Source organism: Stenotrophomonas acidaminiphila, from assembly GCF_001431595.1.
GTDB classification, from domain to species: Bacteria; Pseudomonadota; Gammaproteobacteria; order Xanthomonadales; family Xanthomonadaceae; genus Stenotrophomonas; species Stenotrophomonas acidaminiphila.
The window spans coordinates 33310-56104 of the sequence record NZ_LDJO01000014.1 but is presented as its reverse complement, the minus strand read 5'-3'; the positions used below and the strand labels follow the sequence as shown (position 1 = coordinate 56104).

The 22795-nt window shown below is 69.6% G+C and carries 19 protein-coding genes; 2 read left to right on the top strand and 17 right to left on the bottom strand.

From position 1 onward, the window contains the following. Positions 1-23: 23 nt before the first annotated feature. From ABB33_RS03730 to ABB33_RS03665, 14 genes are all read right to left on the bottom strand, one after another. Positions 24-404, bottom strand: a complete 381-nt coding sequence (locus ABB33_RS03730; protein ID WP_054667334.1) for a VOC family protein — start codon at positions 402-404, stop codon at positions 24-26. Positions 405-575: 171 nt separating this feature from the next. Further along, positions 576-2582 carry a transketolase gene (gene tkt / locus ABB33_RS03725; RefSeq protein ID WP_056931194.1) on the bottom strand — a complete coding sequence of 669 codons (2007 nt, stop codon included), beginning with the start codon at positions 2580-2582 and terminating at the stop codon, positions 576-578. A 214-nt stretch (positions 2583-2796) separates the two neighbouring features. Continuing rightward, positions 2797-4119, bottom strand: a complete 1323-nt coding sequence (locus ABB33_RS03720) for a dicarboxylate/amino acid:cation symporter (RefSeq protein ID WP_054667338.1) — start codon at positions 4117-4119, stop codon at positions 2797-2799. A gap of 182 nt (positions 4120-4301) precedes the next feature. After that, a complete protein-coding gene (locus ABB33_RS03715; protein ID WP_056931193.1) occupies positions 4302-5978 on the bottom strand; it encodes a BatD family protein in 1677 nt (558 codons plus the stop codon). Then, on the bottom strand, positions 5975-7756 hold the full coding sequence (locus ABB33_RS03710; RefSeq protein ID WP_380610751.1) for a VWA domain-containing protein: 1782 nt from the start codon (positions 7754-7756) through the stop codon (positions 5975-5977). The genes ABB33_RS03715 and ABB33_RS03710 overlap by 4 nt, the downstream gene beginning before the upstream one ends. Then, the gene (locus ABB33_RS03705) at positions 7735-8646 is read right to left on the bottom strand and encodes a vWA domain-containing protein (RefSeq protein ID WP_225546758.1); all 912 of its coding nucleotides are present in this window, start codon (positions 8644-8646) and stop codon (positions 7735-7737) included. The genes ABB33_RS03710 and ABB33_RS03705 overlap by 22 nt, the downstream gene beginning before the upstream one ends. 83 nt (positions 8647-8729) lie before the next feature. Beyond that, entirely contained in the window at positions 8730-9185 is a 456-nt protein-coding gene (locus tag ABB33_RS03700; protein ID WP_056931190.1) for a DUF4381 family protein, read from the bottom strand. Further along, a complete protein-coding gene (locus ABB33_RS03695) occupies positions 9182-10114 on the bottom strand; it encodes a DUF58 domain-containing protein (protein WP_056931189.1) in 933 nt (310 codons plus the stop codon). Before ABB33_RS03695 ends, ABB33_RS03700 begins: the two co-directional genes overlap by 4 nt. 38 nt (positions 10115-10152) lie before the next feature. Further along, complete coding sequence (locus ABB33_RS03690) at positions 10153-11163, bottom strand: AAA family ATPase (RefSeq protein ID WP_056931188.1); 1011 nt, start codon at positions 11161-11163, stop codon at positions 10153-10155. A gap of 113 nt (positions 11164-11276) precedes the next feature. Then, complete coding sequence (locus ABB33_RS03685) at positions 11277-13169, bottom strand: type IV pilus secretin PilQ (protein WP_056931187.1); 1893 nt, start codon at positions 13167-13169, stop codon at positions 11277-11279. Between the two features lie 21 nt (positions 13170-13190). Then, positions 13191-13727, bottom strand: coding sequence for a pilus assembly protein PilP (locus ABB33_RS03680; protein WP_056931186.1), 537 nt, complete (start codon positions 13725-13727; stop codon positions 13191-13193). Beyond that, positions 13727-14404 carry a type IV pilus inner membrane component PilO gene (locus tag ABB33_RS03675; protein ID WP_056931185.1) on the bottom strand — a complete coding sequence of 226 codons (678 nt, stop codon included), beginning with the start codon at positions 14402-14404 and terminating at the stop codon, positions 13727-13729. Before ABB33_RS03675 ends, ABB33_RS03680 begins: the two co-directional genes overlap by 1 nt. After that, positions 14401-15060, bottom strand: a complete 660-nt coding sequence (locus ABB33_RS03670; RefSeq protein ID WP_056931184.1) for a PilN domain-containing protein — start codon at positions 15058-15060, stop codon at positions 14401-14403. The genes ABB33_RS03675 and ABB33_RS03670 overlap by 4 nt, the downstream gene beginning before the upstream one ends. Then, positions 15060-16118, bottom strand: a complete 1059-nt coding sequence (locus tag ABB33_RS03665) for a pilus assembly protein PilM (RefSeq protein WP_056931335.1) — start codon at positions 16116-16118, stop codon at positions 15060-15062. Before ABB33_RS03665 ends, ABB33_RS03670 begins: the two co-directional genes overlap by 1 nt. 217 nt (positions 16119-16335) lie before the next feature. On the opposite strand from ABB33_RS03665, the gene ABB33_RS03660 reads away from it, so the two are divergent. Both ABB33_RS03660 and ABB33_RS03655 read left to right on the top strand, forming a co-directional pair. Further along, on the top strand, positions 16336-18768 hold the full coding sequence (locus ABB33_RS03660; RefSeq protein ID WP_056931183.1) for a penicillin-binding protein 1A: 2433 nt from the start codon (positions 16336-16338) through the stop codon (positions 18766-18768). A gap of 78 nt (positions 18769-18846) precedes the next feature. After that, positions 18847-19473 carry a hypothetical protein gene (locus tag ABB33_RS03655; protein ID WP_056931182.1) on the top strand — a complete coding sequence of 209 codons (627 nt, stop codon included), beginning with the start codon at positions 18847-18849 and terminating at the stop codon, positions 19471-19473. Positions 19474-19854: 381 nt separating this feature from the next. Here the strand turns inward: ABB33_RS03655 and ABB33_RS03650 are convergent, their stop codons facing one another. The 3 genes from ABB33_RS03650 to ABB33_RS03640 all read right to left on the bottom strand — a co-directional run bounded on the left by ABB33_RS03650 (position 19855) and on the right by ABB33_RS03640 (position 22774). Further along, positions 19855-21129 carry a citrate synthase gene (locus tag ABB33_RS03650; RefSeq protein WP_054667365.1) on the bottom strand — a complete coding sequence of 425 codons (1275 nt, stop codon included), beginning with the start codon at positions 21127-21129 and terminating at the stop codon, positions 19855-19857. 377 nt (positions 21130-21506) lie between these two features. Then, entirely contained in the window at positions 21507-21749 is a 243-nt protein-coding gene (locus tag ABB33_RS03645) for a type B 50S ribosomal protein L31 (protein WP_056931181.1), read from the bottom strand. Positions 21750-21832: 83 nt separating this feature from the next. Next, a complete protein-coding gene (locus ABB33_RS03640) occupies positions 21833-22774 on the bottom strand; it encodes a nucleoside hydrolase (protein ID WP_054667370.1) in 942 nt (313 codons plus the stop codon). Between the last annotated feature and the right edge of the window lie 21 nt (positions 22775-22795).

Genomic DNA, 22795 nt, shown 5'->3' with positions numbered 1-22795 from the left:
TTCCTCGGCTTCTCCCCGGCGCGCTACTGCCCCGGCGCAGGCTCCCAGAGCTCGATCTTGTTGCCTTCCGGGTCGATGACCCAGCCGAACTTTCCCTGCGCCGAAGCCTCGGTCCTGTCGACGACATCGCAGCCTTCGGCACGGAGCACGGGGAGAAGCGCATCCAGGTCGGCGACGCGGAAGTTGACCATGAACGACGCGGTGCCCGGCGCCATGTAGGCGGTGTCGGCCGCGAACGGACTCCAGATCGTCACGCCCGGGGCGCTGCCCTCGCCTCCCCAGGGAAAGACCGCGCCGTTCCAGCCGCCGACGTCGAGCCCCAGATGGTCGCGGTACCACGCCGCCAGCGCGGCCGGGTCCTTCGCCTTGAAGAAAATGCCGCCAATACCGGTCACGCGCTTCATGCTGGTTCTCCGGAAGTATCGCCCCCCGCGGGACGCATGGCCCGATGCTCGCACGCGCATGCCGCGGCGGCGAGCAGGGGCGACCAGGTGCGGACCGCAAAAGCGCTGCCTGTCGCCAGAAAAAAGGCCGGGAAATCCCGGCCTTTTCCCATCACGAAGCGCTGCGGCGCGTCAGTTCGCCAGCTGCGCCCGGGCCGCGGCGACCACTGCCTCGGTGGTGATGCCGAAGTGCTGGTACAGCTTGTCGGCCGGTGCCGACGCGCCGAAGCTGTCCAGGCCGATCACGGCGCCGTCCAGGCCCACGTACTGGCGCCAGAAGCCGGTGACGCCGGCTTCCACCGCCACGCGTGCACGCACCGCGTGCGGCAGCACCGATTCGCGGTAGCCCGGGTCCTGGCGGTCGAACACGTTGGTGGACGGCATCGACACCACGCGGGTCTTGATGCCGGCCGCGTCCAGCTCGGCCTTGGCGCCCATGGCCAGTCCCACTTCCGAGCCGGTAGCGATCAGGATCACGTCCGGGGTGCCGGCGGCGTCGGCCAGCACGTAGCCGCCGCGCTCGATCAGCTTGACCTGTTCGGCACTGCGCGCCTGCGGCGCCAGGTTCTGGCGGCTGAAGATCAGGCAGCTGGGGTTGTCCCGGCGCAGGATCGCCGCCTTCCAGCTCACCGCCGACTCGGTGGCGTCGCACGGGCGCCACACGTCGTTGTTGGGGATGTAGCGCAGCGAGGCGATGTGCTCGACCGGCTGGTGGGTCGGGCCATCCTCGCCCAGGCCGATGGAGTCGTGGGTGAACACGTGGATGACGTGCGCCGGGATCAGCGCGCTCATGCGCAGCGCGTTGCGGGCGTAGTCGCTGAACACCAGGAAGGTGGCGTCGAACGGCAGGAAGCCACCGTGCAGGGCCAGGCCGTTGGCGATCGCGCTCATGCCGAACTCGCGCACGCCGTAGTGCACGTAGTTGGCCTGCGGGTCGTCGCCGACCACGCTCTGCGCGCCCTTCCACAGGGTCAGGTTGGAGCCGGCCAGGTCGGCCGAGCCGCCGACGATTTCCGGCAGCAGCGGCGCGAAGGCCTGGATCGCGTTCTGCGAGGCCTTGCGCGAGGCGATGTTCGGCGCTTCGGCCTGGACCTGGGCGATGTAGGCATCGGCGCGGGCGATGAAGTCGGCCGGCAGCTCGCCATGCGAACGGCGGGTCAGCTCCTCGGCCTCGGCCGGGAACTGCGCGGCGTACTTGTCGAACAGCTGCTCCCACTCGGCCTGGCGCAGGGTCCCGGTACCGCCCGCGCGCCACCCGGCGTAGATCTCCTCGGGGATCTCGAACGGGCCGTACGCCCAGCCCAGCGCCTTGCGCGTGGCTTCCAGCTCGTCCTTGCCCAGCGGCGCGCCGTGGCTGGATTCCTGGCCGGCCTTGTTCGGCGAACCGAACCCGATGGTGGTCTTGCAGCAGATCAGGGTCGGCCTGTCGAACTGCGACAGCGCCGCGTCGATGCCGGCCTTGATGCTCTCCGGATCGTGGCCGTCGATGCCACGCACCACGTTCCAGCCGTAGGACTCGAAGCGCGCCGGCGTGTCGTCGGTGAACCAGCCCTCCACTTCACCGTCGATGGAGATGTTGTTGTCGTCCCAGAAGCAGACCAGCTTGCCCAGGCCCCAGGTGCCGGCCAGCGAGGCGGCTTCGTGCGAGATGCCTTCCATCAGGCAGCCGTCGCCCATGAACACCCAGGTGCGGTGGTCGACGACCTCGAACTCGGGACGGTTGTAGCGCTGTGCCAGCAGCTTCTCGGCCAGCGCGAAGCCCACGGCATTGGCGAAGCCCTGGCCCAGCGGGCCGGTGGTGGTTTCCACGCCCGGGGTTTCATGGCGCTCCGGGTGGCCGGCGGTCCTGCTGCCCAGCTGGCGGAAGGCCTTGAGCTGCTCGATCGGCAGGTCGTAGCCGCTCAGGTGCAGCAGCGCGTACTGCAGCATCGAGCCGTGGCCGTTGGACAGCACGAAGCGGTCGCGGTTGAACCATTTCGGGTTGTTCGGGTTGTGCCGGAGGTAGTCGTTCCAGAGCACTTCGGCGATGTCGGCCATGCCCATCGGCATGCCGGGGTGGCCGGAGTTGGCGGCTTGCACCGCATCGGCGGCGAGGAAACGGATGGCGTTCGCCAACTGGCGGCGGGTGGGCTGCGTCATGGTTCGTCGGGTCGGGAGGCTCCCGCGGAGCTGCGGGCGGCCTATTGTCCCACAGAGCACCGGACAGGTCAGGCCGGCAGAGGCACGACGCGGAGCCTGCGCATGGCCTGGGGCGGCATCCGCGAACCCGCGGTGGGCACCGGCTTCCGCCCGGCGGGGAAAAACGCGAAGGCCGCCCATGGGCGGCCCTCGTGGTCTCCGTTTCGCCGGCGGCTCAGTGATGGCCGGCGTTGTCCGCCACTTCCGGCACTTCGTCGTCGGTCACGCCGCTGCGGTGCGAGACCACCACCGCGGTGGCGAGGTCGCCGGTCACATTGAGCGAGGTGCGGCACATGTCCAGGAACGTATTGACGCCCAGGATGATGCCGATGCCCTCGGGCTTGATGCCGATGATGCCGCAGATCATCGCGATCACCGGCAGCGAACCGGACGGGATGCCGGCGGTGCCGATGCCGCCCAGGATGCACAGCAGCAGCACCATCAACTGCTGCGGCATGCCCAGGTCCAGGCCATAGACCTGCGCCAGGAACAGCACGGTGATGCCCTCGAACAGCGCGGTGCCATGGTGGTTGGCCGAGGCACCGACGGTCAGCACGAAGCGCGAGACCTTGCGCGGCAGCTTCAAGTTCTCCTCGGCCACGCGCAGGGTCACCGGCAGGGTGGCCGAAGAGGAAGCGGTGGCGAAGGCCGTCAACGTGGCCTCCTGGGTACCGCGGAAGAAGGTGCGGGCCGACATGCCGCCCAGCAGCCGCACCCACAGCGGCAGCACGATGAAGCCGTGGATGGCGATCGCCAGCAGCACGGTGACCACGAACCACATCAGGCTCTGGATCACGTCCCAACCCAGCCGTGCGGTCAGGTTGAACATGAAGGCCGCCACCGCGAACGGCGCCAGCTTGATGAACATGCCGATCAGGTGCATGCACACCTCGAACAGGCCCTGTACCGCGTTCTTGAACGCGGTGGTGCCCGCGGTCGGCTTCATCACCAGGCCGATGCCGATCATCAGCGCGAAGAACACGATGCCCAGCTTCTTGCTGTCGTCGCCCATCGCGTTGACGATGTTGTGCGGCACGATGTTGACCAGCAGGTCCATCAGCCGCAGTTCGTTGCCCTTGCTGACGATCTCGCCGGTCTTGGCGCTGCTCATGGCCTGCTCGACCAGGGCCGGCTCCATGTGCGTGCCGGGCTGCAGCAGGTTGACGCACAGCAGGCCGATGCCGACCGCCAGCGCGGTCACCACCGCGGTGTAGTTCAGCGTCTTCCAGCCCAGCCGGCCCAGCGAGGCGATGTCGCCCAGCTCGGCCACGCCCAGCACCAGCGCCGAGAACATCAGCGGCACCACCAGCATGAACAGCAGGTTGAGGAAGATCTGGCCGAACGGCTGGGTGACATAGTCGATGGTGGTATTCACCCATGCCGCGTCGGCGGAGGTGGCGTGCGCCACCAGGCCCACGATCGTGCCCAGCATGAACCCCAGGAGCACCTTGATGTGCAACGGCATGGAGGGCTTCCTTGACGCTTGGGCGTGGGGCATGCGGCAGTTCTCGCGGGCGAAAGATCGCGTAGCTTAACAAAAGCTGCACGCCGTCCAACCCTGCCATTTGGCCCGGTTTCGCGGTGCCCGGAAAGTCGCTTCCGGGCCGCCGACGCGCTGCTGCCCGGGCGGCTGCCGACGACCCGTGCGGTGGTCGGCCGGCGCCCGCGCGACCGCTGCGGTCAGCCGGATCCGCGCCCGGGATAGAGCGGCGGCAGTGGCGCCGCCGGTTCCCGCGCCTGCCCCCGCCATTCGGGTCCGTTGGCGAACGCGGCGCGCAGCGCGGCCCGCGCCACCGGCCCGCTGCCACCGGCCCAGCGGGCACGGCGCAACGCTTCCAGCGCCTCGCGCTGCACGGCGCTGCCCAGGCGTGCGGCCAGCGCATCCAGGTCGGCGACCGGGGGCCGGGCCATGCCACGCAGCGCCTGCTCGACATCATCCAGGTCGCCGCTGTCCAGGGCGCGCCTGAGGTCGGCCAGCGAGTGCGTGGCCATGCCCGGTGCGGCCTCCGCCACCGATGCGGCCCGGGGAGATGCCGATGGCCGCCGGGTCAACGCCCACACCAGGGTGGCCAGCCACAGCAGGGCGAATCCCGCTGCCAGCAGTGGCCACAGCCGCTGCGGCAGATGCCCGGCACCCGGCAGGGCGATCGCACGATCGACCTGCGTCGCCGGGGCCGCCGCCGAAGCGGCGGATGCGGCCGGCACGGGCGCCGGCACCGCGCTCCCCGGCGCCACCGCCAGGCTCAGCCCGGGCAGCGTGGCGGTCCTGGCTTCGGCCGCGCCCACGTCCCACCAGCGCAGGCCGATACCCGGCAACACCAGGGTGCCGGGCCGCTGCGGCACGATGGAATAGCGACGGGTCAGCTTCAGCCGGGGGCCGGCGCCATCGAAGCTCTCGTCGTACTGTGCGGGCTCGGCGAATACCTGCGCGGCATCGCCGGCTGCCGGCAGCGGCAGGTCGGGGAACTGCGCGCGCGTCGCGCCGACGGCGGTGGCCTCCACCTCCAGTGTCAGCGCCTCGCCGACCCGCGCCGACTGCGGCGCGGCGGTGTAGCGCAGGCGCAGGTCCTTCAGCGGCAGCCATGGCTGCGGTGCGGCATCGGGCACGGCGCGCACCTGCAGGGTCTGGTCCGGCGCGCGGGCACTGAGCGTGCCGCCACCGCGCCCGAGGAAATCGTCGAACAGGCCACCGGCCCCGCGGCCGCTGAAACGCGCCCCCTCCAGCCGCAGCGGACCGCTGCGCTCGGGGATCAGCAGGAAGCGGCGCTCGACCACGTTGTAGCGGCGGCCGCCGACCTCGCGCGCGGACGTGCGGTCCTGGCCCACCCGCTGCAGCGAGGCCGATGCCGGTGTCGCCAGGTCGAGTTCGCCGGACGCCAGCTGGGTCGCGAAATAGAGCCGTACCACCACGCCCACGCTCTGCTGCACGTAGGGCTGCGGGTCGTCGACCTCGGTTTCCACGAACGCCAGTGCATCGCCGCCGCTGGCCACCGGCGCGGGATCGACCACCAGTTGCAGCGGCCGGGTCTGCACCGTGCCGACGCGCAATGCCGGCACCTGCAGCACCCCGCTGCGGCGCGGCGTGAGCACGACGCCGAACAGGGCGGTGTTGCTGATGCTGCCGTTGACCATGCGCGTCTGCCGCCCGCTGGTGCGCCCGGCCAGGCTGAAATCGGCCTGCAACGGTGCGTAGTCCGGCGCCGCACCGGCCTGGTCGGTCTCGATGTTGAGGGTGACCACGTCGCCCTCGCCGATACGGTCGCGGTCCAGCCACGCCCGCGTCTGCGCCTGCACGCCGGCGACGCAGGCCAGCCATGCCAGCAGCCACACACCCATCAGTACGCTTCGCCGCTTCATCGACCTTCCTGCCTGCGCCGCTCGTACTCGAGCTGGAACTTCGCCTTCAACAGATCCCCCGGTTCGTCGGGCACCCGTTGCATCCACGCTTCGATCGCCTGCCGACGCTCGCGCTCCTGCGGGCTCATCGACACCTGCGCGGCGCGCTCGCCGGCGGCGCGTTCGGCAGGCTGGCGCGCCCGCAGCGCCTCGGCCATGCGTGCGCGCTGGGCCTGGTCGGCCTGGCGCTGGTCCCGTGCATTTTCCACTTCGGGCGCCTGCTGCCGCGCCCCCGCCGAGGCGGGCTGCCCGTCCTGTGGTCGGGAGGGCGCCTGCTGCCGGTCCTGCGGCCGGGACTGTCCCTGCGATGACGCGCCCTGTGCCGGGTCGGCCTGCGCCTGGCCCGGCGATTGCCCGCCGGACGTGTCCTTGCCCTGGCGTGGATCGGGCCGGTCCTGGCCGCCACCCTGCTGCCCCGGCGGCGGCCTGCGCCTGCGCGCGGCATCGACCGCGGCACGGTTGGCCTTCGCGTCGGCCATGTCCGGCCGCCGTCGCAACGCGCGGTCGTAGGCTTCGATCGCCTGGTCGTAACGGCCCTGCCGCGCCAGTGCATTGCCCAGGTTGTACCAGCCCTGTTCGGTGTCCATGCCTTCGAAGTGGCGCTGCGCCTGCGCGAAGTCACCCTTGCGGTAAGCCTCCACGCCCTCGGCCAGGCGCTGGTGCTCGCGCTGGTCGGCGCGCTGCCACCAGCCGCCGCTTTCCGATGCATGCGACGGCTGCGCCAGCGGCAGGCACGCACACAGCACCAGTGCGGCGAGCACCTGCCGGCGCCGCCGGAACGCCAGCAGCGCGACCAGCATCAGCGGCGGCAACAGCCAGTAGCCCTCGTCCTGCCAGCTCGTATCGGTGCGGCCGGGGCGGTCGTCCGCAGTGGCCGACGGCTGCAACAGGTCAAGCGACTGCAGGTCCGCGTCGGTCGCCGACATCCGCGCGTAGCGGCCGCCGCCGGCGACGGCCAGCGCACGCAGCGAGGGTTCGTCCAGCCGGGCATGGCCGATGCGGCCTTCGCGGTCGCGATAGGCGGCACCCGGCGGCGTTCCCAGCCCCAGCGCCGAGACCCGGTAGCCGGCCGCGCGCAGGCGCACGGCTTCGGCATCGGCCTGGGCATCGGCCTGGTCGCTGACCAGCAGGATCACGCCCTCGCGCGCGCCGGCCTGGCGCAGCAGGTCGCCGGCCCATTGCAATGCCCGGGCGGCGTGCTGCCCGTCCACCGGCATGACCTCCGGCGCCAGCGCGTCCAGGAACAGCGCGACATTGGCGGCATCGTCGGTCAACGGCGCCACGGTGAACGGTTCGTCGGCATAGGCGACCAGCGCCACCTCGCCACCGCGGCGCTCGCGCAGCAGCATCGCCAGCTTGGCGCGCACCTGCAGCAGCCGGCTGGGCGGCAGGTCCGCCGCGCCGGTCCGGCTGGACAGGTCCAGCACCACGACCAGCGGAGTCTTCGATTCCCACAACGGCTGCTGGACCTGGCGCCAGCTCGGCCCGGCCAGGGCCAACACCGCCAGCAGCAGGCCGGCAAGCAGGGCCAGCCTGCCACCGATGCCGCGCCGGCCCCTACCCACCAGCAGGTGCGGCAGCAGGTGCGGATCCACCGCGTCGCGCCAGTCGCCACCGCGCCGGCGCCGGTAACCTGCACCGAGCAACGCGACCGGCAGCAGCAACAGCGCCCACAACCAGCCGGGACGGACGAAATGCAGGGTGTCCCAGAGCGCGGTCATGGTCGTCCCCGCGGCCACGCCAGCGCCAGCACGCCCAGCAGCAGGGCCGCCGCCAGCGGCCACGCATACCGCTCCAGGCGCGGGCGCAGCGCCGGCCCGGCACTGTGTATCGGCTCCAGGCGATCCAGCTCGGCATAGATGCCGACCAGTTCGCCGGTATCGCGTGCGCGGAAGAAGCGACCGCCGGTTTCCCGCGCGATGCGCGCCAGCGTGTCCTCGTCGATCGGGTCCTCGGCTCCGGGAAGCTGCATGCCGAACAGCGAGAAACCGCCGGTGCCGCCGAAGGCGATGGTATGCACGCGCACGCCCTCGGCCTTGGCCAGCTCGGCCGCCTTCAGCGGATCGAGCACACCGGCGGTGTTGACGCCATCGGTGAGCAGGACCAGCACGCGCTGGCCTTCGGGCTGCGCACGCAGGCGCTTGACCGCCAGCGCGATGGCATCGCCCAGCGCGGTCTCGCGCCCGGCCAGCCCGACCACGCTGTCGCGCAGTTGTTCGCGCACGCTGGCACGGTCGCGGGTCAACGGGGTGAGCGCGTAGGCCCGCTGGCCGAATACCAGCAGGCCGATGCTGTCGCCTTCGCGGCGGTCGAGGAAGTCGGCCAGCACCGCCTTGGCAGCGGTGAGCCGGTCCACCACGCGGCCACCGAGCAGCATGTCGTCCTCGCCCATGCTGCCGGACAGGTCCACGGCAAGCATCATCTGCCGCGCCTCGCGCGGCGGTTCCACCGCATCGCCCAGCTGCTGTGGCCGCGCGGCCGCGGCACACAGGCACAGCCACGCCAGCCACAGCAGCAGCGTGCGCGGCGCAGGCATGCGCCGGGTTGGCGGCGCCACCTGCAGCCGCGCCGGCTCCCATGGCACGCGCAGCGCCGGGCCGTTGCCCACGGGCAGTGGCCACAGCCGCATCAGCAGCGGCACCGGCAGCGCCAGCCACAGCCAGGGCCAGGCAAATTCCGGAAGACCGCCGAGCAGCACGTGCAGGCGCTCGATCACCGGCCGCGCTCCATCAGCGCGATGAAGCGACCACGCGCAAGCGCACATGCACGTGTCGCTTCCGCCTCGTCCACCGCGCGGCGGAAGCCGCCATCGAGCAGCACGCGTCCGTCGCCGGTACTGAATTCGTGGCCATCACCGCCATCGAGGAACCGCAGCCAGTCCTCGCCCTGCAGCAGTGCCGCGGCCGGGTCGCGGCGGCGTGCCGCGCGCCGCAAAAGCTCCGCGGCCATGCCGATGCGTGCAGCCGCGCCGGGCGCCGCGGCCAGCGATCCATCGAACAGCGATTGCCAGCGCTGCCGCCGGCGCCGGCGACGCAGCCGCAGTGCCACGACCGCGCCGAGCCCGAGCAGCAACGCGCCCAGCAGCAGCCACCAGCCTGGCGCCGGCGGCCACCCGCCCGGAGCGGCCGGCAGGTGTACGTCGCGCAGCGGCAGCGTGGCGCCGATCATCGGCCCGCCGCCACCGTGGCAGCCCCCAGCCAGGCATCGCTGGCGTCGTCCGATGCCAGTACCTGTACCTGGATCCTGCGACCGGGCAACGACCGGCACAGCGCCTCCACCGGGCCGACGAAGGCCGTGTGCCAGGCATCGCGCACCGCACCGGCAGCCAGGTCCAGCTCCATGCGCCCGCCCGGCGCCACCACCGGCAACAGGCATCGGGGTGGCTGCATCTCCAGCGGATCGACCAGCAGCAACAGGCGCACGTCCACATGCATCGACAACGCCGACCAGGTGGCCGGCGCCACGGCCAGGGCACTGCCCGGATCCGCCAGCACCAGCGCCCGTGCGCCCGGATGCAGGAGACGCGAAGCGCGCTCCAGCGCCGCCTGCAGGCCCGTGCCATCGGCCGTGGGCGCGCCATACCAGCGCACCAGGGCATCGAGCACGCGCAGCACGCCGCGCATGCCGCCCGCCGGTGGCACCAGCCCGTCTGCCCGGCCAGCGCACAGCGCCGCCACGCGGTCACCGTCGCGCAATGCCGACCAGGCCGCGATCGCGCCGGCACGCGCGGCCTGCACCGACTTGAATCGCGCACGGGTACCGAAATACAACGCGGGCGCGGTATCGGCCACCAGCAGGGTCAGCCGCTCGCGCTCGGCCTGGAAGGTCTTGGTGTGGGTGAAGCCGGTGCGTGCGCTGAGTTTCCAGTCGATGTGCCGGGCGTCGTCGCCGGCCACGTACTCGCGCGACTCGGCGTACTCCATGCCGCGCCCGCGCTGCGCGGAGGTCGCCCGCGCGGATACGCCGCGTCGCCCGCGGCGCGGCCCGCGCGTGGACATCGCCGCACGCCGCAGCGCGATCAGCTCGGCCAGCGAGGGGACGATGCCGTCGGCAGCGGGAAGTGGCGCCACGCCATGGGAAGAGACGTCGCCGGGCATGGCCGTCGTCCGCTCCGCGTTGCCACTTCCCGGCCGCATCACGGCAACGGCACGCGGTCGAGCAGTGCCGCGACCAGGCGTTCGCCGTCCCAGCCTTCGGCCGCCGCTTCGTAGCTGGGCAGCACCCGGTGCCGCAGCACGTCCGGCGCGACTGCACGCACGTCGTCCGGGGTCACGTAGTCGCGTCCGGCCAGCCACGCCCTGGCCCGCGCGCAGCGCTCCAGGGCAATCGACCCGCGCGGACTGGCACCCCATGCGATGCGCCGTGCCAGCGAGGCGTCGTAGGCCGATGCGTCGCGCGAGGCCAGCACCAGCTCGACCAGATAGCGCTCCAGCTGCGGCGCCATGTGCAGTTCCAGGACCGCCCGTCGTGCCTGCTCGACCTGTTCCAGGGAGAGTCTCTGCATCGGCACGGACACCGCGTCCATTTCGCGCAGCGCACGCTCGCGGGCCAGTCGCAGGATGTCGATCTCGGCGGCGGCATCGGGATAGCCGATGCGCACGTGCATCAGGAAACGGTCCAGCTGCGCCTCGGGCAGCGGGAACGTGCCTTCCTGTTCGATCGGGTTCTGGGTGGCCATGACCAGGAACACCGACGGCAACGGGTAGGTCGTGCGGCCCACCGTCACCTGGCGCTCGCCCATCGCCTCCAGCAGCGCCGATTGCACCTTGGCCGGTGCACGGTTGATCTCGTCGGCCAGCAGGATCGGATGGAACACCGGACCCGGCTGGAACTCGAAGCGTCCCTCCTGCGGACGCCAGATGTCGGTGCCGGTCAGGTCGGCCGGCAGCAGGTCGGGCGTGAACTGGATGCGCGCGAAGCTGGCGTCGATGCGCGAGGCCAGCGCGCGGATCGCCGTGGTCTTGGCCAGTCCGGGTGCGCCTTCCACCAGGAGGTGGCCATCGGCCAACAGCGCGACCAGCAGGCGCTCGATCAGTACCGACTGGCCGACGATCTCGCCAGCCAGGGCATCGCGCAGGGCGATGAAAGCCGCGTGCAGGCCGTTGTCGACGGTCGGCGGCGGGGGCGTGTTCGGGGTCAGGTTCATAGGCGCAGTTTGACCGATCCACGATGAAATGGTTCATCGCAGCCGCTTGCACGGACCGGAAACGAAGAGGCCGCCTTGCGGCGGCCCCTCGTGCTCTTCCGGATGGACCCGGCTCAGTGCGGCTTGGCCACGCGCAGGATCTTGGGCGTCACGAACACCAGCAGTTCGGCCTTGTCCTTGGCACGGCCGCGCTTCTTGAACAGATTGCCCAGGAACGGCACGTCGCCCAGGAACGGTACCTTGGCCACGCTGCTGCGGTCGTTGAACTCGTACACGCCGCCGATCACCACGGTCTGACCATCGTCCACCAGCACCGCGGTGTTGATCTCGCGGCGGTTGATGATCGGCACGGTGCCGAAATCGGTCACATCGAGGAAGCGATCGACTTCGTCCTTCTTCACGTTCATGTTGAGGAAGACGCGGTTGTCCTGGGTGATGGTCGGGGTGACCTTCAGCTCCAGCAGCACTTCCTTGAACTGCACGTTGGCCGTCGGCGCACCGCCGGCGCCACCGCCGCCGGAAATGGTGACGTAACCGATTTCCTTGCCCTGCTTGATCACGCCTTCGCGCTGGTTGGCGGTGACGATGCGCGGATTGGAAACCACCTCGCCACGCCCTTCCTCCTGCATCGCCGACAGCTCGACGTCCAGGGAGAAGTTGGCACCCAGCAGGGTGTAGGCGATCGCGCCCGCCGGACTTTCCGTATAGGTCTTCGCCGGCAGGTTCACGTTCAGACCCTGGTTCGTGACGATGCCGTCGTTGATGATGCTGCTGTTGCCCCCCAGCGAGCCGCTGATGGCCTGGGTGCGGTCGCCGATGCGACGACCCTGGATGCCGAACTTGGCGCCGAGGTCACGCGCGAAGGTGTCCGAGGCGATGACGATGCGCCCTTCGATCAGCACCTGGTCGACCGGCCGGTCGATCACCGCGATCAGTTCGCGCATCTGCGCGATCTTCTTCGGGATGTCGCTGATCATCAGCGTGTTGGTGCGCTCGTCGGCCACGATCATGCCGCGCTTGGACAGGAAGCCGTTCTCGCGCTGCGCGCTGCCGCCGGCACCACCGCCACCACCGGCACCCGCGTTGCCGATGCCCTTGGCTTCGGTCAGTGCCTTGAAGATCGCCTCGGCGCTGTGGTAGTTGATCTGGATGTAATCGGTGGCCAGGTTCTCGCGCTCTTCGATCGCGATGCGGGCGTCTTCCTTGTCCTGCTCGAACTTGGCCAGCTCGGGTTGCGGTGCAACCCAGATCACCCCGCCATCGCGGCGCTTGTCCAGGCCCTTGGCGCGCAGGACGATGTCCAGCGCCTGGTCCCACGGCACATTGACCAGGCGCAGGGTCACATTGCCCTGCACCGTATCGGACGCGACCACGTTGAGGTTGGATTCCTCGGCGATCAGCTGCAGCACGGTGCGCACCGGCACGTCCTGGAAATTGAACGTCACCGGGCGCCCGCTGTAACCGCGCGCGGCCACCGTGGCCGCGGCCTGGGCCACGGTCTGGGCGGTCACCGCACCGGTCGCAGACTGTTCCTGGCGTGGCGAGATCTCCACCACGTACTCGTTGCCGGACTGGTAGGCCAGCGACTCGAACGCACCCTGGGTGCTGAGCACCAGCTGCGAGCCATGGCCAGACGGCTTGGCATCGATGCGCTGCACCGGCGTGGCGAAGTCCACCACGTTCAGCGGGCGCTGCAGTTCGGCCGGCAGGGTCGCATTGCCCATGTCGACCACGACGCTGTTGCCCTGGGTCCTCAGGTCCGGGCTGGCGCCCTGGCCGTCGAACTGCAGGATCAGGCGGCCTGCGCCGTCATCGCCGCGCTTGAAGTCGACCTTGGTGACCGCGACGGTAGCCGCGGGCTGTGCGGCGGCCGGCGGAGCGAGGTCGGCGGCGAAGGCCACCAACGGAGAGCCGCAGGCCAGTGCCAGCGCAACTCCCAGTGCGCGGGCGTGGACCATCGCATGGCGCCGGGCGGGACGCAGGCTCAGGGCTTTGGAAAAAGTCATCGTGCTATCCCCAATAATCATTCATCGATCGTCAAGCGCCAGCGAGGCCGGGCGTTCCAGCCAGCCGCCAGCACCATCGGGCACCAGTTCAATCAGCTCAATGCCGTCCTCGCGCACACTGGTGACGCGGCCATCGCTCTGCCCCAGGTACACCCCCGGACGGACACGGTAGGTCACCTTGTCCGGCCCCATCACCAGCGCGACCATGGCGGCGCCTTTGCCGATCGTCCCGACCATGTCCAGGCTGTCGAGCGGGAAGGCTTCCAGCGGCTCCTTGCGCCGGTTCGGATCCGGGCGCAGGGCGCTGTTGCCGTCCGCACTGGCCCAGGCATCGCTGAACGGATCGCGCAGCCCCTGCGCCGAGTACTCGAAGGTCTCGAACTGCTGCATCACCGGCAGCGGATCCAGCGGCGTGGCCGGGCGTGCACGTACGTCAGCCACCCACTTCTCAAGATTGGGCGCATCGCCCGGAGTGCTGGTGATGCCGCGCGAACAACCGGTCGCGGCCACCACCAGAACCACCGCGCAGAGCGCCCGGATGCGGAGGGGACCCTTCATCACTTGCCCTCCTTCTTGCGCGCCGCTTCTTCCTCGGCGGCCTTCTTTTCCTGGTCCGCCAGCTCGTTGTCATCCAGGTAGCGGTAGGTCTTGACCGTGCCCGACAGTTCCAGCGCGCCGCTGCGCGCGGAGATGCCGGCCTTGGGATCCTTCGGCTTCAGGTTGATGTCGTGCATGGTCAGGATCACCACGCGCGGCAGCGAGGCCACGCCGCTGACGAAGGCACCGAACTGGTGGTAGCTGCCCACCAGCCGCAGCGCGATCGGCTTCTCGGCGTAGAACTCCTTGATCTGCTCGTCGCCGGGCTTGAACAGTTCGTTGTTCAGTCCGCTGGACAGCGCGGTCTGCGACACGTCGATGATCAGGTCGGGCATCTCGGTCTTGCTGGGCAGCTGGCGCAGCATCTGCTGCAGCACCTGCTCCATCTGCGCGAGCTGCTGCTTGAGCGGCTCGAGGTTGACCGCACGCTGCTGCTCCTTCTCGAAGCTGGTCCGCAGTTCGACCTCCCTGGCTTCCAGCCCTTCCAGTTCCTCGGCCGTGCCGCGGATGACCAGCAGGTAGGACAAGCCCAGGATCAGCAGTGCCAGCAGCGCGCAGAACACCAGCTTGGGGCCCTGCGGCCAGTTGCCGATGTTGTTGAGGTCCAGATTGTTGAAACCGCTCTTCTTCTGGCTCATGGGCGGGCCTCCTTCTGCGCCGTGTCCGCAGCAGGCGCCGGCGCGGCAGCAGGCGCGGCATCCGCTTCCGACGTCTGCGCTGCGTTCTCACCCGGTGCCGGCAGTTTCACCTTCAGGGTGAACACGTACGGCAGCGACTTGATGTCCACCGCCGAGCCCGAAGCTTCCTGCGCCTTGGCCTCGATCACCGACAGCTCCGGATTGGACATCCAGCCCGAGCTTTCCAGGTTGCGCATGTAGGTACTGACCCGCGCGTTGGACTGGGTGCGGCCTTCCAGCGTCAGCGTCTCGCCTTCCTGCTTGAGCGCGGTCAGCACCACGCCATCGGGAATGGTGCGCACCAGCGCGTCGAACAGGTGCACCATCTGCGAGCGCTTGCCCTGCAGTTCCTCGATGACCTGCTTGCGGTCGAGCAGACGCTTCTTCTGGCTGTCCAGCCGGTCGATCTCCTTGTTCTGCTCCTTGACCTTGGCGATCTCGGCCTCGAGATAGGCATTGCGCTCGTTCTGGCCGCTGACCTGCCCGTCGTAGTAGAAATACAGCAGCAGCGACATCAGCACGCCGACGGCGGCGGCCAGGCCGAGCATGGTGTAGAACTCGCGCTGGCGCTGTTTGCGCCGCTCGGCGCGCCAAGGCAATAGATTGATGCGTGCCATCAGTCGAACCCCCGCAGGGCCAGGCCGGTGGCGATCATCAGCGCCGGGGCATCCTGGGCCAGCGCATGCGCCTGCACCTTCTGTCCCAGCGTCATCTGCGCCAGCGGATTGGCCACCGACGTGCTCACCCCCAGTTGTTCCTCGACCATCAACGGCAGCCCGGGCAGCGAAGCGCAGCCACCGGCCAGCACGATGTGATCGACGCGATTGAACTCGCTGCCGGCATAGAAGAACTGCAACAGGCGGCCGATCTGCTGGACCGTGGCCTCCTTGAACGGCTCCAGCACTTCCACCTCGTAGCTCTCCGGCAGCCCGCCCTGGCGCTTGGCCAGCCCGGCTTCCTCGTAGCTCAGCCCGTAGCGGCGCATCACCTCGTCGGTGAGCTGCTTGCCGCCGAACACCTGTTCGCGGCTGTACAGGCTGCGCCCGCCACGCAGGACGTTGAGCGTGGTCATGGTGGCGCCGATGTCCACCAGCGCGACCACGCCGTCACTGGCCACCGGCAGTTCGCTGGCCACCAGCGCGAAGGCGTTCTCGATCGCGAACGCTTCCACGTCCATGACCTTGGCCACCAGCCCGCCCAGCTCCAGCGCCGACTGGCGCAGTTCGACGTTCTCCGAGCGCGAGGCCGCCAACAGCACCTGGACCATTTCCGGGTTGTTGGGCACCGGCCCGAGCACCTCGAAGTCCAGGCTCACTTCCTCGATCGGATACGGGATGTAGTTCACCGCCTCCAGCTCGACCTGGGCTTCCAGGTCGGCCTCGTCCAGGTCGGCCGGCATCGGGATCACCTTGGTGATCACCGCCGAACCGGCGACCGCGGCAGCCGCCCCCTTGGCCCGGGTTCCCGAGCGCGCCACGGCCCGGCGTATGGCCTCGCCGACCGCCTCGACCTCGACGATGTTCTTCTCCACCACCGCATTCGGCGGAAGCGGTTCCACGGCGTAATGTTCCACGCGAAAACGATTGCCGCTGCGGGCAAGCTGAAGCAGCTTTACCGCAGTCGAGCTGATGTCAACACCGATGATCGGTGGTTGACTCTTTGGGATAAGCCCCACGGTTTCTCCCCTGCCGACGGGCACTTGGACGCACTTGTTGCGCCCGCGCATTAATAATGAATTTCCGGTGGTTGGCAACCGCTCCGCGCGCAGGCCGAGAAATCCGTCACGCCCTCAGAGCCATCCCCGACCCCCTTTCCCCAAGGGACGGCCCCAGCCGTTCCCCCGCGTACTCTATACTCTGCGGCCACGAAATCCGCAATCGGGATCCTGCTTGATGCCCCGTTTCCGTCGCTGGCTGCGCTGGCTGCTGGCACTGTTCGTCGCCCTCGCCCTGGTTGGTGCCATCGCCGCGGGCGCCCTCTATTACGTGATTTCCTCGAAGCTGCCCGACGTGCAGACCCTGCGCGAGGTGGAGCTGCAGGAGCCGATGTACGTCCATGCCAGCGACGGCAAGCTGATGGCCGTGTTCGGCGAGACCCGGCGCTATCCGATCGAGATGAAGGACGTGCCCGAGCGCCTGAAGCAGGCCTTCCTGGCCACCGAGGACGCCCGCTTCTACGAACATGGCGGCGTCGACTACAAGGGCATCGCCCGCGCGGTCTGGCTGCTGGCCACCACCAGCGACAAGCGCGTGCCCGGCGGTTCGACCATCACCCAGCAGGTGGCCCGCCAGTTCTTCCTCAGCTCCGAGTACAGCTACACCCGCAAGCTGGCCGAGATCCTGCTCGCGCGCAAGATCGAGAGCGAGCTGAGCAAGGACGAGATCTTCGAGCTGTACCTGAACAAGAGTTTCTTCGGCAACCGCGCCTATGGCATCGGCGCCGCCGCCGAGTACTACTACGGCAAGAAGCTCGGCGAGCTGGACCTGGACGAGATGGCCTCGCTGGCCGGCATTCCCAAGTTCCCGTCCAGCGGCAACCCGATCAGCAACCCGGAACGGGCGCGCCAGCGCCGCGACAACTACGTGCTGCAGCGCATGGCCGACCTGGGCTTCATCAGCCAGGCCGAGGCCGACGCGGCCAAGGCGGTGCCCATGCACGCCTCCCCGCACGAGCCGCCGATCGAGGTCAACGCGCCCTACGTGGCGGAGATGGTCCGCCAGGAAATGATCGCCCTGCACGGCGGCGACGTACTCAACAAGGGCTACCGGGTCACCACCACCATCGACAGCCAGGCGCAGGAAGCGGCCAACATCGCCGTGCGCGATGGCCTGCTGCTGTACGACCACCGCCACGGCTGGCGCGGGCCGGAGCAGCATATCGACGTGGCCGCCGACGCCGATGCGGCCACGCTTGCCCGCCACATCGCCGCGATCCCCTCGCAGTCCGGGCTGCTGCCGGCGATCGTGTCGGCGGTGCATGCCGACGGCGGCATCAGCGTGGTGCTGGCCGACCGCACCGAGCTGGTCCTGCCGGTGGCGGCCAGCCGCTGGACCACGCGGGCGCCGGCCAAGCTGGCTGCCCGTGGCGACGTCATCCGCGTGCGTACCGGCGAGAAGGAAGGCGAGTGGTTGATCGAACAGCTGCCGCTCGGCCAGGCCGCACTGGTCTCGCTCGACGCCGGCAACGGCGCCCTGCGCGCCCTGGTCGGCGGTTTCAGCTTTGCCGGCAACAAGTTCAACCGCGCCACCCAGGCCCGGCGCCAGCCCGGCTCCAGCTTCAAGCCGTTCCTGTACGCGGCCGCGTTCGACAAGGGCTTCAACCCGGCCTCGATCGTGCTCGACGCGCCGGTGGTGTTCCGCGACCGCCGCGGCAAGACCTGGGAGCCGAAGAACGACGGCGGCGGGTTCCGCGGCCCGATGCGCCTGCGCGAGGCCCTGGTGCAGTCGCGCAACCTGGTGTCGGTGCGGCTGCTGGACAGCATCGGCGTGGATTTCGCCCGCAAGTACATCAGCGAGTTCGGCTTCCAGGAAGCCGAGCTGCCGCCGAACCTGTCGATGTCGCTGGGCACCGCCTCGCTGACGCCGCTGTCGGTCGCGCGCGGCTATGCCGTGTTCGCCAATGGCGGCTCGCGGGTGGACACCTGGACCATCGACGAGGTCAGGGACCGCGATGGCAACGTGGTGTTCAAGGCCAATCCGGCGCTGGCCTGCCGCGGCTGCGGCGGTGGCGCCGGCGGCATGGTGCCGGCCAGCCAGGTCGTGGACGGTTTCAACTTCGGCGCCGAAGCCCCGCCGGCCAAGCCCGCAGCCGCTACCGGCAACGCCGAGACCGGGAGCGAAGCCGCGCCGGCAGCGGTCGATGCCAACACCCATGCCGCCCCGCGCGCGATCGACGAGCGCACCGCATACCAGCTGGTGTCGATGATGCGCGACGTGGTCCAGCGTGGCACCGGTACCGCGGCCAAGGTACTGGGTCGCGAGGACGTGGGCGGCAAGACCGGCTCGACCAACGACCACCGCGACGCCTGGTTCTCCGGCTTCGGCGGCCCGCTGGCCACCACCGTGTGGGTCGGCCGCGACGACTTCCGTTCGCTGGGCTACCGCGAGTACGGCGGCCGCGCCGCGCTGCCGATCTGGATCGACTACATGCGGGTGGCGCTGAAGGACGCGCCGATCGCGCGCAACGACCCGCCCTCGGGCATGGTGCAGGCGACCCTCAACGGCGCCACCGAATGGATCAAGGTCGAGGACCTGGACCGGATGCAGGAATTCGATTTCGACCAGCACGACCCGAAGGCCGACGACGCCGCGTTCGATATCTTCTGACCCACCCGGGAAGGCGGCAGCCGTCGCCTTCCCGCATCGGCCCGGATCCGGCGGGCTGCCGACAACCGGAGAACCGCGATGCCACGTCCGGCACCCAACGCCCAGCGCGGCAGCCGCGAACGGCGGCTGATCGCCCAGGAGGCCGCCCGCCTGATCCGTGAGGGCGGCATCCACGATCCGGAGCAGGCACGGCGCAAGGCCGCCAGCCGCCTGGGCATCCACGACGAAGCGCTGTGGCCGCGCCAGGCCGAGGTGGAGGAGATGCTGCGCGAACAGCAGCGGCTGTTCGACACGCGCGTACAGCCGGCGGCGCTGCGCCAGCACCGCGAGGCGGCGGTGCTGGCGATGCAGTTCCTGCACGCGTTCCAGCCGCGGCTGGCCGGTGCGGTGCTGGCCGGCACCGCCGGCGCCGGCACCCCGGTGACGCTGCACCTGCACTGCGACGACACCGATGCGGTGCAGCGCTTCCTGCACGACCAGCACATTCCCGCCGAAGCGCGCACCGCACAGCTGCAGCTCGCCGGTCATGCATCGCGGCAGCGCTATCCGGCCTGGGAGTTCGCGGCCGACGGCATCGCCTTCGAGCTGGTCGTGCTTCCGGAGAACGGCCTGCGCCATCCGCCGGTGTCCAGCGACGACGGCAAGCCGCTGCCACGGGCGACGCTGGCCCAGCTGCGCCAGCTCCTGGCCGACGACGCCGGCTGATCCAGCCGCCTGGCGGCGTGCCCGCCCGCGCTCCGCCACGGCGCTGCTGCCCCAAGGCCCGGCCCGCTTCGCGCTGGACAGATTTTCACCACGTCCCGGCCAGGCCCGCCATTACCGGCGGCGGCCACGTTGTCCACAGCTTTTGCCGGAGGTACCGCACAGGCGTTGTGGAAAAGTGGAAAGCCCGCCCACCGGCACCCTCGGCCGGATGGCCCCACGCATTGCCCGGGCCCACCAGCGACCACGCGCGCCGGGCCGGCAGTGCGCTACGCGGCGACGGTGCCGGCCACGTACCGCGTGACGTGCGGATACGAAAAAGCCCCGCCGGAGCGGGGCTTTCGGTCGCGCGGGCGGCGCATCGCTGCGCCGCCGCGCCCAGGCTCAGGTGTAGTCGCGCACGGCGTGGCCGGTGTACACCTGGCGCGGACGGCCGATCTTCATTTCCGGATCGACCTGCTGCTCCAGCCAGTGCGACACCCAGCCGGCGGTGCGGCCGAGGGCGAACATGACGGTGAACATCTCGGTCGGGATCTGCAGCGCCTTGTAGATGATGCCGCTGTAGAAATCGACGTTCGGGTACAGCTTGCGGGCGACGAAATAGTCGTCCTGCAGCGCGGCCTGCTCCAGCTTGATGGCGACGTCGAGCAGCGGGTCGGTCACGCCCAGCTGGCCCAGCACCTGCCGGGTCATCTCGCCGATGACCTTGGCGCGCGGGTCGAAGTTCTTGTAGACGCGGTGGCCGAAGCCCATCAGGCGGAAGCCCGAGGTCTTGTCCTTGGCCTTGAGCACGGCGGACTCGACGTTGTCGGCGCTGCCGATCTCTTCCAGCATCTTCAGCACGGCTTCGTTGGCGCCGCCATGCGCCGGGCCCCACAGCGCGGTGACGCCGGCGGCGACGGACGCGTACGGGTTGGCACCGGTCGAGCCGACCAGGCGCACGGTCGAGGTCGAGGCGTTCTGCTCATGGTCGGCGTGCAGGATGAACAGCAGGTCCAGCGCCTTCACCACGTGCGGGTTCAGCTCGTACTTGCCGTCGGCCGACTCGAAGGTCTGCTTCAGGAAGCGGCTGACGTAATCCAGCGAGGTGTCCGGGGCATTGGCCGGCAGGCCCTTGCCGTGGCGGTAGATCAGCGACGACAGGGTCGGCACCTTGGCGATCAGGCGCACGGCGGCCTTGCGGCGCTGCTCGGCATCGGCCAGGTCCAGCGAATCGTGGTACTTGGCCGAGAGCTGCGCGATCGAGGCGGCCAGGATCGCCATCGGGTGCGCGTCCCTGGCGAAGCTGCCGATCAGGGTGTTGATCGACGCGTCGACACCGGCTTCCTCGGCCAGCTCGGCCTCGAAGGCCTTAAGCTGCGCGGCATCCGGACGCTCGCCGTTGACCAGCATGTAGGCGACTTCGACGAAGCTGGACTTCTCGGCCAGCTGCTCGATCGGGTAACCGCGGTACAGCAGCACGCCCTTGTCGCCATCGATGTAGGTGATGGCCGACTTGCAGCTGGCGGTGGCGGTGTAACCGGAGTCGTAGGTGAAGAGACCGGTTTCCTTGGTCAGCTTCGAGATATCGACACAGTCGTTGCCCAGGACGGGTTTGACTACAGGCAGAACGACCGACGTGTCGCCGGCGTTGAGCGTGACCTGATCAAGATCGGACACAGTGTGCGCTCCTCAAGTGGATGGCGCCGGCCCCGACGAGGAATGACGGGCAGGCACGTGAAGGAAGTTCCACGGTTTTGCACCGCGGTTCAGGCCATTATCGCACAGCAGCATTTGCCGTTTGCGCAGACTAAAGTCCTATGGACTCCGCATGCACGCGACACAGCGTCGCGCGCGCGCCGGGCGGCATTGCGCCGGGATTCAGCCGCGCCACGCACCACGCCCATGGCCGCGGCACGACCCGGAACGACCCGCCGGCAACGGCGCACAAGGCAGCCGCCCGGAATGGCACGCATGGCTTTACCGCAGGGACCGACCATGACAAAACAACGGCCGCGCAGGGCGCGGCCGTTGTCCGGGCGGAACGACAGTTGCGATCAGCGCGCGTAGCGCTTCTGGAACTTGTCGATGCGGCCGCTGGTGTCGATGACCTTGTGCTTGCCCGTGTAGAACGGGTGCGAGGCCGAGGAAATTTCGACCTTGATCAGCGGGTACTCTTCACCGTCTTCCCACTTGACCGTCTCCTTGGAGGACATGGTCGAACGGGTCAGGAACTTGAAATCGGAGGTGACGTCGTGGAACACGACGTTGTGGTAATCGGGATGAATGTCGGCCTTCATGGGCTCACACCGTGTGGGCTGGTGGTCAAGAGCGGCATTATAGTCCCGGCCGGCCCGTCGGGGCAAGCCGGGATTGCAGGAAATCAGGAAACCAGTCCCAACGCCCGCTGCACCTGGCTTTCGAAGCGCGCCTGGTCGTAGCCGATCAGCAGGGTGGTGTTGTCCGCCGCCCCGGTCTGCCGGTTCCAGTCCACCACGGTGGCACCGCGGGTACGCCCGCCGGCCATCTCGATCGCCAGCGGGCGCTGCTCCAGCCGGGTCGCGCCCTCGGGCTGCAGTGCCCAGGCCATCGCCAGCGCATCGGCGGCGTACCAGTGCTCGCCGCGGCTGTCCTCGGACCACAGCCGGGTCTGGCGCGAGATCAGCTCGTAGAAGCGCGCCTTGTCGGTATCGGCGGCCAGCCACTGCTCCACGTTCCGGTGCAGCAGGCCATGGGCGACGGTGGCTTCCCAGTCGGCCACTTCGACGTGCGGGAACGCGGTGAACACGATGTGCGCCGCTTCCGGGTCGAAGGCGATGTTGAACTCCGCCACCGGGGTGATGTTGCCGTGGCCGGTGATCGCCCCGCCCATCACCAGGAAGCGCTTCACCCGCTGCGGCAGGGTCGGGTCGAGCTTGAGCGCCAGCGCGATGTTGGTCAGCGGGCCCAGTGCGACCAGCAGCAGCTCGCCGGCGTACTGGTGCGACAGGCGCAGGATCGCCAGCGCGGCATGCTCGCTCTCGGCCGCGCGCGCGGCGGCAGGCAGGTCGACGTCGCCGAAGCCATCGCGGCCATGCACGTGCGCGGCATCCTCGGCCGGGTGCACCAGCGGATCGGGGGCGCCGGCGAACACCGGCACGTCGCCGCGGCCGGCGACCTCGCACAGCTTCAGCGCGTTGCGCACGGTATGGCCGAGGCCGACGTTGCCCGCCGCCACCGTCAACCCGACCACCTCGTGGCGTTCGTCGGCAAAGGCCATCAGCAGCGCCAGCGCATCGTCCACGCCCGGGTCGGTATCAATCAGCAACGGAATCTTCTTGCTCATCTCATGCTTGTCTTCTGGTCG

Bases quoted from the DNA above. Each gene is read 5' to 3' on its own strand.
- ABB33_RS03730 (WP_054667334.1), bottom strand. From the start codon at position 404: ATGAAGCGCGTGACCGGTATTGGCGGCATTTTCTTCAAGGCGAAGGAC.
- tkt (WP_056931194.1), bottom strand. From the start codon at position 2,582: ATGACGCAGCCCACCCGCCGCCAGTTGGCGAACGCCATCCGTTTCCTC.
- ABB33_RS03720 (WP_054667338.1), bottom strand. From the start codon at position 4,119: ATGCCCCACGCCCAAGCGTCAAGGAAGCCCTCCATGCCGTTGCACATC.
- ABB33_RS03715 (WP_056931193.1), bottom strand. From the start codon at position 5,978: ATGAAGCGGCGAAGCGTACTGATGGGTGTGTGGCTGCTGGCATGGCTG.
- ABB33_RS03705 (WP_225546758.1), bottom strand. From the start codon at position 8,646: ATGCGGCTGTGGCCACTGCCCGTGGGCAACGGCCCGGCGCTGCGCGTG.
- ABB33_RS03700 (WP_056931190.1), bottom strand. From the start codon at position 9,185: ATGATCGGCGCCACGCTGCCGCTGCGCGACGTACACCTGCCGGCCGCT.
- ABB33_RS03695 (WP_056931189.1), bottom strand. From the start codon at position 10,114: ATGCCCGGCGACGTCTCTTCCCATGGCGTGGCGCCACTTCCCGCTGCC.
- ABB33_RS03690 (WP_056931188.1), bottom strand. From the start codon at position 11,163: ATGAACCTGACCCCGAACACGCCCCCGCCGCCGACCGTCGACAACGGC.
- ABB33_RS03685 (WP_056931187.1), bottom strand. From the start codon at position 13,169: ATGACTTTTTCCAAAGCCCTGAGCCTGCGTCCCGCCCGGCGCCATGCG.
- ABB33_RS03680 (WP_056931186.1), bottom strand. From the start codon at position 13,727: ATGAAGGGTCCCCTCCGCATCCGGGCGCTCTGCGCGGTGGTTCTGGTG.
- ABB33_RS03675 (WP_056931185.1), bottom strand. From the start codon at position 14,404: ATGAGCCAGAAGAAGAGCGGTTTCAACAATCTGGACCTCAACAACATC.
- ABB33_RS03670 (WP_056931184.1), bottom strand. From the start codon at position 15,060: ATGGCACGCATCAATCTATTGCCTTGGCGCGCCGAGCGGCGCAAACAG.
- ABB33_RS03660 (WP_056931183.1), top strand. From the start codon at position 16,336: ATGCCCCGTTTCCGTCGCTGGCTGCGCTGGCTGCTGGCACTGTTCGTC.
- ABB33_RS03655 (WP_056931182.1), top strand. From the start codon at position 18,847: ATGCCACGTCCGGCACCCAACGCCCAGCGCGGCAGCCGCGAACGGCGG.
- ABB33_RS03645 (WP_056931181.1), bottom strand. From the start codon at position 21,749: ATGAAGGCCGACATTCATCCCGATTACCACAACGTCGTGTTCCACGAC.
- ABB33_RS03640 (WP_054667370.1), bottom strand. From the start codon at position 22,774: ATGAGCAAGAAGATTCCGTTGCTGATTGATACCGACCCGGGCGTGGAC.